Origin of the sequence: Photobacterium jeanii (assembly GCF_001650345.1) — a bacterium.
In the GTDB taxonomy this organism is placed as follows: domain Bacteria; phylum Pseudomonadota; class Gammaproteobacteria; order Enterobacterales; family Vibrionaceae; genus Photobacterium; species Photobacterium jeanii.
Genome location: NZ_LVHF01000012.1, coordinates 159,057 through 174,051 on the forward strand (window position 1 = coordinate 159,057; position 14,995 = coordinate 174,051).

Annotated in this window: 11 protein-coding genes; 6 read left to right on the forward strand and 5 right to left on the reverse strand. The window is 44.7% G+C overall.

Translation table 11 applies throughout. The features are described 5' to 3' along the window. Positions 1-118 precede the first annotated feature (118 nt). From fruB to fruA, 3 genes are read left to right on the forward strand one after another with little or no spacing between them, the layout of a single operon-like run. Entirely contained in the window at positions 119-1,237 is a 1,119-nt protein-coding gene (fruB, locus tag A3K86_RS02145) for a fused PTS fructose transporter subunit IIA/HPr protein (protein ID WP_068326991.1), read from the forward strand. Next, entirely contained in the window at positions 1,237-2,202 is a 966-nt protein-coding gene (gene pfkB / locus A3K86_RS02150) for a 1-phosphofructokinase (RefSeq protein WP_068326994.1), read from the forward strand. Before fruB ends, pfkB begins: the two co-directional genes overlap by 1 nt. A 31-nt stretch (positions 2,203-2,233) precedes the next feature. Continuing rightward, positions 2,234-3,967: a PTS fructose transporter subunit IIBC gene (gene fruA / locus A3K86_RS02155; protein WP_068326996.1), complete on the forward strand. Its 1,734-nt coding sequence runs from the start codon at positions 2,234-2,236 to the stop codon at positions 3,965-3,967. Between the two features lie 278 nt (positions 3,968-4,245). On the opposite strand, the gene A3K86_RS02160 is transcribed toward fruA, so the two are convergent. Next, positions 4,246-4,935, reverse strand: coding sequence for a hypothetical protein (locus tag A3K86_RS02160; protein WP_068326999.1), 690 nt, complete (start codon positions 4,933-4,935; stop codon positions 4,246-4,248). A gap of 263 nt (positions 4,936-5,198) precedes the next feature. Further along, positions 5,199-6,032 carry a posphoenolpyruvate synthetase regulatory kinase/phosphorylase PpsR gene (ppsR, locus tag A3K86_RS02165; RefSeq protein ID WP_068327003.1) on the reverse strand — a complete coding sequence of 278 codons (834 nt, stop codon included), beginning with the start codon at positions 6,030-6,032 and terminating at the stop codon, positions 5,199-5,201. 186 nt (positions 6,033-6,218) lie between these two features. Here ppsR and ppsA point away from each other — a divergent pair, with 186 nt between their 5' ends. Beyond that, positions 6,219-8,588 carry a phosphoenolpyruvate synthase gene (ppsA, locus tag A3K86_RS02170; RefSeq protein ID WP_068327006.1) on the forward strand — a complete coding sequence of 790 codons (2,370 nt, stop codon included), beginning with the start codon at positions 6,219-6,221 and terminating at the stop codon, positions 8,586-8,588. A 138-nt stretch (positions 8,589-8,726) separates the two neighbouring features. Here ppsA and A3K86_RS02175 read toward each other — a convergent pair whose 3' ends face one another. The 3 genes from A3K86_RS02175 to A3K86_RS02185 all read right to left on the reverse strand — a co-directional run bounded on the left by A3K86_RS02175 (position 8,727) and on the right by A3K86_RS02185 (position 12,450). Next, positions 8,727-9,362 carry a DJ-1/PfpI family protein gene (locus tag A3K86_RS02175; protein WP_084406468.1) on the reverse strand — a complete coding sequence of 212 codons (636 nt, stop codon included), beginning with the start codon at positions 9,360-9,362 and terminating at the stop codon, positions 8,727-8,729. 208 nt (positions 9,363-9,570) lie between these two features. Continuing rightward, the gene (locus A3K86_RS02180; RefSeq protein ID WP_068327009.1) at positions 9,571-11,022 is read right to left on the reverse strand and encodes a glyceraldehyde-3-phosphate dehydrogenase; all 1,452 of its coding nucleotides are present in this window, start codon (positions 11,020-11,022) and stop codon (positions 9,571-9,573) included. 321 nt (positions 11,023-11,343) lie between these two features. After that, positions 11,344-12,450, reverse strand: a complete 1,107-nt coding sequence (locus A3K86_RS02185; protein WP_068327012.1) for an anhydro-N-acetylmuramic acid kinase — start codon at positions 12,448-12,450, stop codon at positions 11,344-11,346. 166 nt (positions 12,451-12,616) lie between these two features. Here A3K86_RS02185 and A3K86_RS02190 point away from each other — a divergent pair, with 166 nt between their 5' ends. Together A3K86_RS02190 and A3K86_RS02195 are read left to right on the forward strand one after the other, a co-directional pair. Beyond that, the gene (locus tag A3K86_RS02190) at positions 12,617-13,240 is read left to right on the forward strand and encodes a PEP-CTERM sorting domain-containing protein (RefSeq protein WP_068327015.1); all 624 of its coding nucleotides are present in this window, start codon (positions 12,617-12,619) and stop codon (positions 13,238-13,240) included. Between the two features lie 142 nt (positions 13,241-13,382). Continuing rightward, entirely contained in the window at positions 13,383-14,978 is a 1,596-nt protein-coding gene (locus A3K86_RS02195; RefSeq protein ID WP_068330128.1) for an ABC-F family ATPase, read from the forward strand. Positions 14,979-14,995: the final 17 nt, after the last annotated feature.

Below are 14,995 nucleotides of genomic sequence, written 5' to 3' on the forward strand. Positions count from 1 at the left end.
CAGAAAACTGACCAAGCTTTACTGCGTCATAATTGTAGAAGCATTGACCAATAGCTTGATATGCGAACTTAAAAATAGGTTTGTTGCGAAAGCAAAAGCAAACAAAAGAGGGTGGACTATGTTGTCGTTAACCACAACAGATATTCAATTAGCGCAACGTGCTGATAATAAAGAACAAGCAATAAAAGCACTGGCAGCAGAACTGGAACAAGCAGGTTTGGTAGAGACGGGTTATGTCAACGGTATGTTGGCTCGCGAAGCGCAAAACTCTACCTTTCTTGGTAATGGTATTGCGATACCGCATGGCACCACAGATACCCGTGGTTTAGTGAAAACAACTGGGGTGAAGCTTCATCACTTCCCTCAAGGTGTGAATTGGGGTGATGGCAAAACGGTTTATCTTGCGATTGGTATTGCGGCGAAATCAGATGAACATCTTGGCATTTTGAAGCAACTCACCAAGGTACTTTCGGCTGATGGTGTTGAACAACAACTGCAAGCATGTAAAACCGAAGAGGCAATTATTGCTCTACTTAACGGTGAAGCGCAGCTTGAAGCTGAATTTACAGCTGAGCAAGTACAACTAGGTTTTCCAGCTACCGATATGCTTCAACTTAATGCTGTGGCGGCGGGGTTGCTAAAAAATAAAGGTCTGTTAGGTAATGAAGGGGTGGCATCGGTCGTTGCCAGCGAGCCTACGCACCTTGGGCAGGGTTTGTGGTTAGCAAGTACTTCACAAGCGGTAAGTAAAACTGCAATGGCATTTGTAACACCTCAGAATAGTTTTGAATACCAGGCTCAACCAGTTAAAGGCGTGTTGTTGGTTGCGGCTTGTAACAGCGCACATACTGCCAACCTTGGTTTTCTTTCACAGCTTTTATATAGCCAGCAAGCCGATAAGCTTTTCACTGCCGATGCAGCGAAAGTGGTGTCACTGCTGAGCGAAGAAACTTTGGATGGCGCAGAAGCCGTATTCCAAATTAAAAACCCACACGGTTTGCATGCCCGTCCTGGTGCGATGTTAGTAAGCAAAGCGAAGAGTTTCAGCGCCAATATTTTGGTGGCGAACTTAGACGGTGATGGCAAAGCGGTGAATGCTAAAAGCTTGATGAAAGTGATTGCGCTTGGAGTGAAATGTGGTCACAAGCTGCAATTTACTGCTCAAGGCGATGATGCTGAGCAAGCACTAGCCGCTATCGGCGAAGCGATTGCTGCGGGTTTAGGTGAAGGAAAATAATGATGCACGTTGAAAACACACAGTTAAAAGTGGTGACTGTGACGCTAAACCCAGCACTTGATCTCACCGGCTCATTATCAGAGCTTCAAGCGGGCACGGTTAACTTGATTAATAAAGGCTCACTTCATCCTGCGGGTAAAGGGGTGAATGTGGCGAAGGTTCTGTCTGACTTAGGCGCTGAGGTAACAGTAACGGGTTTGCTTGGCGCGGATAACCAAGAACCATTCTGCCAATTGTTTGAATCTCTTGGTGTTAATGACGAGTTTGTGCGTGTTGCTGGTGCGAGCCGCATTAACGTCAAGTTAGTTGAAGCCAGTGATCGCGTAACTGACATTAATTTCCCCGGCGTCACTGTTTCTGAGCAAGACATCGCACGCTTTGAGCAAAAATTATTTGAGCTGGCTGAGCACCACCAAGTATTTGTGATTGCAGGTAGCTTGCCGCAAGGTTTGTCTCCTGACCAATGCGCGATTTGGATTAAAGCGCTGAATCAAGCAGGCAAACAGGTTTTCTTTGATAGTTCAAAAGCAGCATTAGCGGCAGGGCTGCAAGCATCGCCATGGTTAGTAAAACCTAACGATGAAGAATTATCTGATTGGGCTGGCAAAGCGTTAACTTCACCGCTGGAGTTAATGACTACGGCGCAACAGTTAGCAGAGCAAGATATTACCAATGTCGTTGTTTCATTGGGTAAAGACGGTGTGATGTGGCTAAACCATGAAGGTTGGCTAGCGGCAAAACCACCAAAGATGGAAGTGGTAAGCACAGTCGGTGCGGGGGATACCTTAGTCGCTGGCATGTGCTGGGGGCACCTAAACCAGTTTAATAAACGTGACACCTTAGAGTTTGCGACCGCGTTATCAGCGTTAGCCGTTAATCAAGTCGGGGTAGGTGTTGAAGATCTAGAGCGAGTTAAGCAAATCGCCCAACAAGTAACGTTAACTGATATTTCAGTTAATCATTAATTCCAACAACAAGATTCAGAGGGTACTGATGATGAGAGTTGCCATTGTTACAGCTTGTCCGAGTGGCATCGCAAATAGCATCATTGCAGCAGGGTTGCTAGAAAAAGCAGCTGCAGAGCTAAAGTGGGATGCAGATATTGAATGCCAAACGTCAGTAATGGCGGGTAAAGCATTAACCGAACAACAAATTGACGCTGCAGATTACGTGATTGTTACGTCAAACCGCGACATTGATTTAAGTCGTTTTAAATCGAAAAAAGTATATCAGGCTGATATTGCTGAGTGCTTGGCTTCCCCTAAATCCTTCCTTGAAAACGCAGTCAGTAAAGCGACTACGTTAGAAGTGATCCCAACGATTGCCATTAACGAGGTTGGTACTGAAGGTGCGAAACGTGTCGTGGCAATTACCGCTTGTCCTACTGGTGTCGCACATACGTTTATGGCAGCTGAAGCACTGGAAGAAGAGGGCAAAAAGCTAGGTTACGAAGTTAAGGTGGAAACTCGTGGTTCAGTTGGCGCGAAAAACCAATTAACTGAGCAAGAAATTGCGGCGGCAGATTTGGTGATTATCGCGGCTGATATCGAAGTCGATCTTGCTCGTTTTGATGGTAAGAAGCTTTATAAAACCAGTACGGGTTTAGCGTTGAAGAAAACGACGCAAGAGTACGATAAAGCCTTCTCGACCGCGACAGTTTACAAACATGAAGCTGGCGCAAACAAAGATGCAGAGCAGAAAACCGAAAAAACAGGCGCTTATAAGCACCTCATGACGGGTGTTTCTCATATGCTGCCATTGGTTGTTGCTGGTGGTTTGTCTATCGCGTTGTCATTTGTTTTTGGTATTGAAGCCTTTAAAGAAGAAGGGACGCTTGCCGCTGCACTGATGACTATAGGTGGTGGTTCTGCATTTGCGCTAATGGTGCCGGTATTGGCTGGTTTCATTGCTTTCTCAATTGCAGATCGTCCGGGTCTTGCTCCTGGTTTAATCGGTGGTATGTTGGCGAGCTCAACAGGTGCAGGCTTCCTTGGCGGTATCGTGGCGGGTTTCCTTGCTGGTTACAGTGCTAAATTTGTTGCCGATAAAGTGAAACTTCCGCAATCGATGGAAGCGTTAAAACCTATCTTGATTATTCCGTTAGCGGCAAGTTTAATCACAGGTCTGATCATGATCTATATTGTTGGTGGCCCTGTGTCAGCGGCAATGACAGGGTTAACGGATTTCCTTAATAACATGGGATCTGCCAATGCGGTACTACTGGGTATTATCCTTGGCTGCATGATGTGTTTTGACCTTGGTGGCCCAGTAAACAAAGCAGCTTACACATTTGGTGTGGGTCTACTCGCTTCGCAAACTTATGCGCCAATGGCGGCTGTTATGGCGGCGGGTATGGTTCCAGCGCTGGGTATGGGCTTGGCTACATTCCTTGCTAAACGTAAGTTCAACGCAAGTGAAACTGAAGCGGGTAAAGCATCGTTTGTACTGGGTCTTTGCTTTATTTCAGAAGGTGCAATCCCATTTGCCGCACGCGATCCAATGCGTGTTATCCCTAGCTGTATGGCGGGGGGGGCGTTAACAGGTGCACTTTCAATGTTCTTTGGAGCACAATTAATGGCACCCCACGGTGGTCTGTTTGTACTCTTGATCCCGAATGCAATTACACCAGTATTCATGTACTTAGTGGCAATTGCTGCAGGTACTCTAGTAACAGGTGTCACTTACGCATTCTTGAAACGTTCAGATGAAGAGCAACTTGTAACAGCGTAATCTCGCACTCCTCCAATATATATAAATAAAGAAAGCCCCGATACTGCTACTGTATCGGGGCTATTTTTTTGCCACCGCTGCCTACTTGTTTGTTTCTGTATCGAAGCTAACTAATTCCTATTCCCCAAATGGTGCAACAGAGTTGCAAAGCACAATCAGAATTTAGTTGTTATCAGTACAGCGAATAATCGTAGGCTCTCCTTGCGTAGTTAAAAGCATTGCTGCTAAAGCGCATTTATCATTATTATCCCCAAAAGGGTTATATCGTTATTAGTATTTTATTCCTCTGCTGCCATTAATAAGTCTTCCCCATTTGTAATCAACAAATAAGATTTACCTATATCTAGCTGACAGATATCAATACTTTCTGCACCAAAGTGAAGGTCGCCATTACAGTTTTCAACTGTTAAGTAAGGGGTCACAACACCTTGTTTTGCATCAGTAAATGAAATGGAAGCCGTTGTAATTATTTGAGCATCGGCTTGGCTAAACACCCGCACTCGATATTTACCCGCTTCACTGGATTGGTTTCGAGTCACGCTACTGACTTTATATTGTTCAGTTTTGCCTTCGTCTAACCAAGCGATAACCCAACGGTCATCGTTTTCTTTTATTAACAGTGACTCAATCTCTGATGTAATTGACTGTGTATTCGTATCTTGGATGCCGATTTGAACAGTTACGGTGTCACTGATATTCCAGCGATACATGTAAGGTGTTATCTGCGTATCCAAGTTCGAAGTTACCTTATTGGTACTGGCAAACAAGGTATCTTCACTTAAGGTATGGCGAATGTGGTAATCAATCGCATCACCTGTGGTGTTTACAAAGTGCAAATCAGCTTGACGAGTTTTGGCAACCGTATCGACAACATTGCCGATTGCTGCTGCTTCACTGCTGTCATCCCCTGAACCGCCACAACCGATAATGAAGATCGGTAGTGCCGTGATTAGCGCCGTTCTAAACATGTTAGAACCTCATTTGTAATTATTTTATGAATCTTAATGTAAGCATATTGCAAGAATTCAGACTGGTTTGAGCAATTCAAGCGAATAAATTGAACTCATGTTTAAGCTGCTGATATGCAATAGAAACTTTAGCTCTCATTCATGAGAAATGGGCTATTAGCGTAGTAGATAGGTTAAAAAAAGGTGATGGGTGAGGAAGGGAAGTGGCGTTTTTGCCACTTCTTTATAGCATGAGAATGCGCTTAATTTTCAGGGAGAATTATTTAGCACATACGTCTTTTTAGCCCACTCATATCAAGTAAGCGGGTCGAAATTTCTTCCACCGATAAAGAACTGGTATTCAAATACGGGATGGCTTCACGGCGAAACATAGCTTCAACTTTATCGAGTTCAGTCTCACATTGATGCTGACTTGCGTAGTCGCTATCGGCCATACGTTCTTGGCGAATTGCTTGTAAGCGATCAGAGTTAATGGTTAAACCGAAAGTTTTATATCTATATGGCTCAATGGCTTGCGGGAGTTTTAGCCGTGCCATATCTTCTGCGATAAACGGGTAGTTCACTGCTCGAATACCGAACTGCATTGCAAGATAGAGACTTGTTGGGGTTTTTCCACATCGTGAAACACCAAGCAGGATGATATCGGCCTGATCAAGATTATTCAGTGAAACACCATCGTCATGGGCTAGGGTATATTCGATGGCTGCAATGCGATCCATGTAGCTGTCAGTGTCTTTTTTGATGCTGTGTGAACGCTGTAATTGCGGTTTTGGCTCAAGATCTAAGTCTTTCGCTAATGGGGCGACCATGGCATGTAACACATCATAAAGTAGGGCATTGCTTTGTTCCAAAATGGCTTTTACTTCTGGAATAACAACAGAATAGAAGACAATTGGTTGCATACCTCTTTTGCTATGTGCTTGATCTATAATGTTCTTTACATAGTTGGCTCGTTCAATCGTTTCCACAAATGGTAGGGTGGTTTGTTTAGTATCGAGCGGAAATTGACCTAAAACAGCGTGTCCGACGGTCTCTGAGGTAATCGCAGTGCCGTCAGAAACGTAAAACACATCACGAAATTGAGTTTTGCGCTGCATAAAAAGTTGAATCCTTAAAATTATTTTGTAATCGTGTGGGGCATCAGAGTTATTACAATAACCGAAAAAGGTATATCTGCCACAATAGAAATACATCGTTTGTATTTTTTTGTGAACAAATGCAAACGATTGCGTGGTGGTATCACCTTAATTAACTGCAGTATCCAATGACAAGGAGACTTCCCCGTGCAACAGAATGTTGTTTGGTATGATGCTTTATCAATGAATGATGTTGACAAAGTAGGTGGAAAAAACGCCTCTCTCGGCGAGATGGTAGCAAATCTAGCCAATGCTGGTGTGAAAGTACCAAATGGTTATGCGACGACATCATTTGCTTTTAATAATTTCTTAGAAGCAGATGGATTGAATAAGCGTATCTACGAGTTGCTAGATGAGTTGGATGTTGAAGACGTGAACGCGCTTAAGGAAGCGGGTGAGACTATTCGTGGATGGATCTACGATGCGCCTTTCCCTGCGGAGTTAGAATCTGATATCCGACGTTGCTATGCTGAGCTTGGCGAAGGTGATGACATGTTGTCTGTGGCGGTACGTTCGTCTGCGACAGCAGAAGATTTGCCTGATGCTTCATTCGCTGGTCAGCAAGAAACTTTCCTCAACGTACGCGGCATTGATTCCGTAATTGAAGCGGTGAAGCATGTATTTGCCTCGCTATTTAATGACCGTGCTATTTCTTACCGTGTTCACCAAGGCTTTGATCACCAAGGTGTTGCGCTATCTGCTGGTATCCAGCGTATGGTGCGCTCAGATAAAGCAGCTTCAGGTGTAATGTTTACCCTTGATACCGAATCTGGTTTTGATCAAGTGGTATTTATTACTTCATCATGGGGCTTAGGTGAAATGGTAGTACAGGGCGCGGTAAACCCTGATGAGTTTTATGTTCATAAACCAATGCTTCAGGCTGGCAACCCTGCGGTTGTCCGTCGTACCCTTGGCTCTAAGCTAATCAAAATGGTGTACGCAGATGGTGAAGAGTTGGGTACCCAAGTTGAAACTATCGATACCTCTGCTGCAGAGCAATCGCAATTCTCACTGACGGATGCTGAGATTGAAGAGCTTGCTAAACAAGCACTTATCATCGAAAAACACTACGGTCGTCCAATGGACATCGAGTGGGCAAAAGACGGTGTAACAGGTGAGTTGCTGATTGTTCAGGCTCGTCCTGAAACCGTTCGTTCTCGCGATGATCAGAATGTAATGGAACGCTTCCACTTAAATGGTCAAGCGCCAGCGATTGCTGAAGGTCGTGCGATTGGTCAGCGTATTGGTGCTGGTGTAGTGCGTGTAGTTACAAGCCTAGACCAAATGGATCAAGTGCAAAATGGCGATGTGTTAGTAGCTGACATGACTGATCCTGATTGGGAACCAGTAATGAAGAAAGCCTCTGCAATCGTGACTAACCGTGGTGGACGTACTTGTCACGCAGCAATCATTGCGCGTGAGCTGGGTATTCCTGCTGTTGTTGGTTGTGGTAACGCTACTGAATTACTTCGAGATGGTCAGCAGGTCACTGTTTCTTGTGCGCAAGGTGAAACTGGCTTCATTTATGAAGGTGAGTTGGATTACGAAGTGCGTCGTTCAGAAGTAGATTCATTACCAGATCTACCACTGAAAGTAATGATGAACGTGGGTAACCCAGATCGTGCCTTTGATTTTGCTTGTATCCCTAATGAAGGGGTTGGTCTAGCGCGTCTTGAGTTCATTATTAACAAGATGATCGGTATTCACCCGAAAGCATTGCTTAACTACGATCAGCAATCGGATGAGCTTAAAGCTGAAATCGACCGTCGTATCGCGGGCTACGAGAATCCTGTTGAATTCTACATTCAGAAATTAACCGAAGGTATCTCTACACTAGCGGCGGCATTCTGGCCAAAACGCGTGATTGTTCGTATGTCTGACTTTAAGTCAAACGAATACCGCAATTTGGTTGGTGGGCTTAACTTTGAACCAGTTGAAGAAAACCCAATGCTTGGCTTCCGTGGCGCATCTCGTTACGTTTCTGAGCAGTTCCAAGATTGTTTTGCTCTAGAGTGTGAAGCGATTAAGCGTGTACGCAACACCATGGGTCTGAAGAATGTGGAAATTATGATCCCATTTGTCCGTACTGTGAGTGAAGCGGCTTCGGTGATTGATTTGCTGGCTAAGTTCGACTTACGCCGTGGTGAGAATGGTTTGAAAGTGATCATGATGTGTGAGTTGCCGTCGAATGCCATTCTAGCTGATGAGTTCCTCAAGTATTTTGATGGTTTCTCTATCGGCTCAAATGATATGACGCAGCTAACACTTGGTCTTGACCGTGACTCCGGCGAAATTGCTCACATGTTTGATGAGCGCAATGACGCTGTGAAAGCCATGCTGTCGATGGCAATCAAGGCTGCCAATAAAGCAGGTAAATACGTGGGTATCTGTGGTCAAGGGCCATCAGACCACGACGACTTAGCCGATTGGCTGATGGAGCAGGGCATTGATTCTGTTTCGCTAAACCCTGATACCGTGGTTGAAACCTGGTTACACTTGGGCGAGAAAAACAGCTAAGCGTCATTCGTAGTAGACGCTAAAGCCAAATAACAACCGCCGCTTTCAGTGATGAGAGTGGCGGTTTTGTCTTCTTGGTGTATTAATTGGGTATTCATTTATGCCAGTTAACACACGAATATTTACTAGATCTTACGCTTAGGCGTACGGGTCATCATCCGCGTTATCATTCCAGATGTATTCTGTGAGCTTTTCAACATGCTTGGCTTGCGCGTAGCCAAAGCGCTCAGCGATATAAGCTAATGAGGCATCTGTGCCTGCTGCAACCCCTGATGACGTTAAAAACTTACCATGGTTTACCCATCGAGCTTTGCGTTGCCATAGCACCTTGTCGTTAAGCGAGGTCACCCAGTCGTAAGCAAGTTTGTTGGTGGTAGCAGGAATGCCATCTAAAACGTCAGCTTTGGCTAGTAGAGCTGAGCCCGTACATACCGTGAAAACTTTCTCTGACACTTCACATTGTTGTTGTATCCAACTTAATAGCTTCTGGTTGTGGACTTCAGTACGTGTGCCCATACCGCCAATGGTCATAAATAGGTCGCAGGAGATCGTGTCTGATATTCTACGATCCGCAAGGATCCGAGTGCCCTGACTACTGCTGATGATGTCTTTTTCGGCAACTAAGGTAATTACGGTTGTAACTTCATCTGTTTGCACACGGCCAAGCATTTCAATAGGGCCGTGAAGATCGAGCGTTTCGTAGTCATCGAAGATCAATGCGACCACATGGTGAGTTTGGTGGGGTGACATATCTTGCTCTGAATTGCTTGTCATGAACTTACTGTTAATAGACGTGAAGGTATTTAACCATGCGCCTATTTATGTTTTGTGTCAAATCTATCTGAGTGGCTTTATGAGAAGTGATACGAAAAAGCCGCTCTGGACTAACAGAGCGGCAAAATGCAAGAGGGGTAAGTACCAAGGTGGTAGAGAGTGGGGGGATCACCACCTTGATCGTTTTTATTGTTATAAAGTTAATCTACTACGCTGTTGCGTATTGTGGTGCAGGGTAGGTTTTATAACGCACACCCATCATTTGCTCCATACAATGCACAACTTGGCAGCTGTAACCGAACTCGTTGTCGTACCAAATGTAAAGTACGCAGCGGTTATCTTGGGCGATAGTTGCGACACCATCCACAACGCCTGCATGACGAGAACCGACAATATCGGTAGAAACCACTTCAGTAGACTCAGTGAAATCAATTTGACCTGAAAGTGGCGAGTTAAGCGCCATTTCACGTAGGTACTGATTTAACTCATCAGTAGTCACATTTTTCTCTAGGTTTAGGTTGGCAACGGCCATAGAGACGTTTGGCGTTGGTACGCGAATCGCATTACCTGATAGTTTACCGGCTAGCTCAGGCAGGGCTTTCGCTACTGCTTTTGCTGCACCTGTGGAAGTAAGCACCATGTTTAATGACGCTGAACGACCACGGCGATCGCCTTTGTGGAAGTTATCAATCAGGTTTTGGTCATTGGTGTATGAGTGCACAGACTCGATATGACCAGAAACAACACCGTACTTATCATTCATAGCTTTAAGCACTGGCGTGATAGCGTTTGTTGTACAACTTGCTGCTGAGATAATGCGATCATCATCTTTGATCACTGATTCATTGACACCAAATACAACGTTTTTGATGTCACCTTTACCTGGTGCAGTCAGTAACACCTTCTCAGCACCTTGGCATGCAAGGTGGTTGCTTAGTCCTTCGGTGTCACGCCAGATACCAGTGTTATCCACTACGAGTGCATTGTGAATGCCGTATTGGGTGTAATCGACTTCAGCAGGGCTGTTTGCGTAGATCATTTGGATGTAGTTACCGTTGACGATAATAGCTTTACGCTCTTCATCAACCGTAATGCTGCCATTGAATGGACCGTGGACAGAATCACGACGCAACAAGCTTGCGCGTTTCTCTAGATCACCATTCTTACCGCCGCGTACCACAATTGCTTTTAGGCGCAATGGGTAGCCTGGGCCACTTTTTTCAATCAAAAGACGCGCAAGTAAACGACCAATACGACCAAAGCCGTAAAGGACAACGTCGCGAGACTCTAGTGATTGTGTGCTGCTGAGTGACTCAACAAGGGCTGTTTGAAGGAAATCTTCTAAGCCATTCTCATCGTCTTGGTTTTTCCAATACTCATGAGCTAGCTGACCAACATCAATACGACAAGGTGATAAATCGAACTCTGTCAGTTTTTGAATAATTGGCAGGGTTTGCGATGGCGATAAAGCTTCACCTGTGTATTTCCGCGCATGACGATGCGCTTTAATAATATCGATAGTAGAAGCGTTAACCAATTGACGACCGAACACTAAGATCTCTACGCCTTTTTGTCGGTACAGTTGGCCAAGAAGTGGTGAGATGGATTCTGAATTAGTTTGGCTTGCTTGCCAATCAAGTAAGTGATTTTCCGGACTCATCTTTACTTAGGACCTTTCACGTTTTTGGGGAAGAAACAAAGCATCACACTGTATTCCTGTGGTGTGATGTTCTGCGATATATTGTTTTTATGGTGAAAAGTGTAACGTTTGCGTCGTTTTTATCCTAGTAAAATTAAGCAGTTATAATTGTGATCGTGATCGTCTGAAATCTTGTGATCAGATTCTCGCTTTGATTTGTATACCGTGAAAATTGTGCTAAAAATCTCGACTTAATTTTTGTTACGGAATTATGGCGCTGTTATTGATGAGATGATCATCCCTGATACTGACTTAGCATCACAAAACATAGATTTATACCGATTAAGCAGGATAAATTGCACCGAGCGGTATGGCATGGCTAGCACCTGTCACTTCAGGCAGGTTGCCGGGTAAGTGATGTAAAGTGCGGTAGGCGAGCCAAGCAAACGCCATCGCTTCCATATTGTCGCTGTCGATACCACGCTCATTGGTGCTCATCACTTGCCACTCAGGCAAAAGCTCTGCCAGACGTCGCATTAAAAGCGGGTTGTGAACGCCACCACCACAGACCAATAATTCATTGGTTGTTGAAGATGTGAATGTGGCGACTTCAGCGGCGATAGTTATTGCGCTTAATTCAATTAAGGTTGCTTGGGTGTCTTGTGGCTTAATGTTTGGCTGGCTCTCAAGGTGTTTATCTAACCAAGGTAGGTTGAAAAGTTCACGCCCGGTGCTTTTAGGCGCAGGTTGCGTGAAATAGCTATCACTGAGCATAGCTTCAAGTAGCCCTTTGTTGACGGAACCAGTCTGTGCCCATGCCGCATCTTTGTCGTAGGGGGAGTTAAGGTATCGTGATATCCACGCGTCTGACAACATGTTGCCGGGGCCAGTGTCATAGCCGATCACCTTATAATCAGGTTTTAATAGCGTGATATTGGCGATCCCCCCGATATTGAGAATGACGCGGGTAATATTGCTATCGCTGAATAATTGTTGGTGGAAGGCAGGAACCAGTGGCGCACCTTGCCCACCAAAAGCCATATCTTTGCGGCGAAAATCTGCGACAGTACAAATCCCAGTTTTGGCTGAGATGATATTGGCATCCCCTAACTGCATGGTAAAAGGGTAGTGAGCTTCTGGGGCATGGAAGACGGTTTGCCCATGGCTACCAATGGCTTTGATTTGATGCGCAGGTACATTTGCTTTGCTTAATAAGGCATCGACGGCATCAGCAAATAAATGACCAAGTCGGTGATCGAGCTCACCTATGGCTTGCAAGTTGGTCGCTTGACCTAAACAGATATCAAGTAACGCCTGCTTTAAGTTATCACCCATAGGAAAGCTTATCGCATCAATGATATGCGTTTTATTATCGTCAATCTCAACTAAGACTGCATCTACACCATCCATACTGGTGCCTGACATTAATCCTATGTATTTTTCTGCCATTTCACTTGCCTTATAGTGCGCTCATCGACTGTCAGACTATTTTACACCTTAGCAATGAAGAAAGGCGCTGAATTCTTTAACTAAATGAAAATAAAGCAATAAAAAAATTGGCATCGGTGTTGCTTTATAGCTTGTACACACACCACATACTTTGTGAGGGAACATCATGAAAAAGTTAACTATCGCTGCTTTGGTAACATCTTCACTGTTTGCTGCTAACGCAAGCGCTACGATTATGTCAGTGAGTTCAGGCACATCTTCTGCTGGCTTCTCTGCGCAGATAACACCTGCACCAGGTTCAGTATTAAATAACAATGTGACAAACCAAGCACAACAAGGTTTCAACGAACAGCAATTGGTTTCCTTAACTTCAGACCTTAGTGTAGATGGTGGCACTATTGTTAAGGGTACAAATGTTGCGAGCCACATGATTTTCTTGAACAAGCCTAATCGTGTACGTGGTGCAATTTCACATCTCGATGTGGAGTGGATGTTTGATAGTAAAATCTTAGGTGTAATGTCTGACTCTGGCGGTACTTTAGAAGCAGCTAGCTCTTCGTTCTTAGGCGCGCCAGGTACAACATATCCTGGTGCATTTGGTGCTCGTGGAATGGAAGGAAATGATAGTTATATCATTGATGGTAATAAGCTAACAGTATCAATGCGTGTAACTCAGCCGGGTGACTGGATCCGTGTTATCACCGATGTGCCAGAGCCAGCGTCAATGGCGTTATTCGGTTTAGGCTTGATGGGGCTTGGTTTATCTCGTCGCCGTAAAAATAAAGCGTAATCGCGATTTAATCAGAAGCTGAATTTCACATCAAAGATGATGTAGCTCACGAAATCTGATATCATGCGCGTAATTTGCTAAAGCTGCCGATCAAAAGGCAGCTTTTTTAATGCTTGATAATTCATTAATTTGGAACAGTACATTGATTTCTACAGCTAACATTACAATGCAGTTTGGCGATAAGCCATTGTTTGAAAATATTTCAGTCAAGTTCGGTGGCGGTAACCGTTACGGTCTTATCGGTGCGAATGGCTGTGGTAAGTCAACCTTCATGAAGATTCTTGGCGGTGAGCTAGAGCAATCTGCTGGTACTGTATCTCTTGATCCAAATGAGCGTATGGCGAAGCTAGGTCAGGATCAGTTTGCATTTGAAGAGTACACAGTGGTTGATACTGTGATCATGGGTCACAAAGAACTGTGGAAAGTAAAAGAAGAACGTGATCGTATTTACGCTCTACCAGAAATGTCTGACGAAGACGGCATGCGTGTTGGCGATCTTGAGACTGAATTCGCTGAAATGGACGGTTACTCTGCCGAAGCGCGTGCGGGTGAACTTCTGCTTGGTCTTGGTATCCCAGAAGAGCAGCACTTTGGTCTAATGAGTGAAGTTGCACCAGGTCTTAAGGTACGTGTTCTTCTTGCACAGGTACTGTTTGCAGAACCTGACGTAATGCTACTTGACGAACCAACGAACAACTTGGACATCCACACCATCAGCTGGCTTGAAGAGATCCTACTAGCACGTAACTGTACTATGATCATCATCTCGCACGACCGTCACTTCCTAAACAGTGTATGTACGCACATGGCTGACTTGGATTACGGTGAGCTTCGTCTATTCACTGGTAACTACGACGAATACATGATCGCAGCTGAGCAAGCGCGTGAGCGTTTACACGCAGACAACGCGAAGAAGAAAGCACAAATTGCTGAACTGCAAACGTTCGTAAGTCGTTTCTCTGCAAACGCATCGAAAGCAAAACAAGCAACTTCTCGCCAGAAGCAGCTTGATAAGATCCAGCTTGACGAAGTGAAAGCTTCTAGCCGTCAGAGCCCGTTCATTCGTTTTGACCAAGAGAAAGAGCTGTTCCGTAACGCACTAGAAGTTGAAAGCCTAAAACAAGGTTACGGTGAAAACATCCTAATCAACGGCGTAAACCTAATGGTTGAAGTGGGTGAGCGTATCGCGATCATCGGTGAAAACGGTATCGGTAAATCGACTTTCCTAAACACCCTTGCTGGTGAAATGGAACCAATGGAAGGTATGATCAAGTGGTCTGAGAATAACAACATTGGTTTTTACGCTCAGGATCACAGTGCTGATTTTGAAGAAGATATGACTCTGCTTGACTGGATGGGTCAGTGGAAGAAAGAAGGTGACGACGAGCAAGTAGTTCGCGGTATTCTTGGTCGTATGCTGTTCTCTCAAAACGACATTAAGAAATCTGTAAAAGTGATTTCTGGTGGTGAGCAAGGTCGTATGCTGTTTGGTAAGCTAATTATGCAAAAACCAAACATCCTACTAATGGACGAACCAACAAACCACATGGATATGGAATCGATTGAAGCACTGAACTTGGCGCTTGAAAACTTCAAAGGTACGCTAATGTTCGTATCGCACGACCGTCAGTTCGTATCATCGATTGCAACCCGCATCATCGAAATCACTAAAGATGGCGTAGAAGATTTCCACGGTACTTACGATGAGTACCTACGCAAACAAGGCCTAAACGGCTAAGTTAACGTGAGATTATA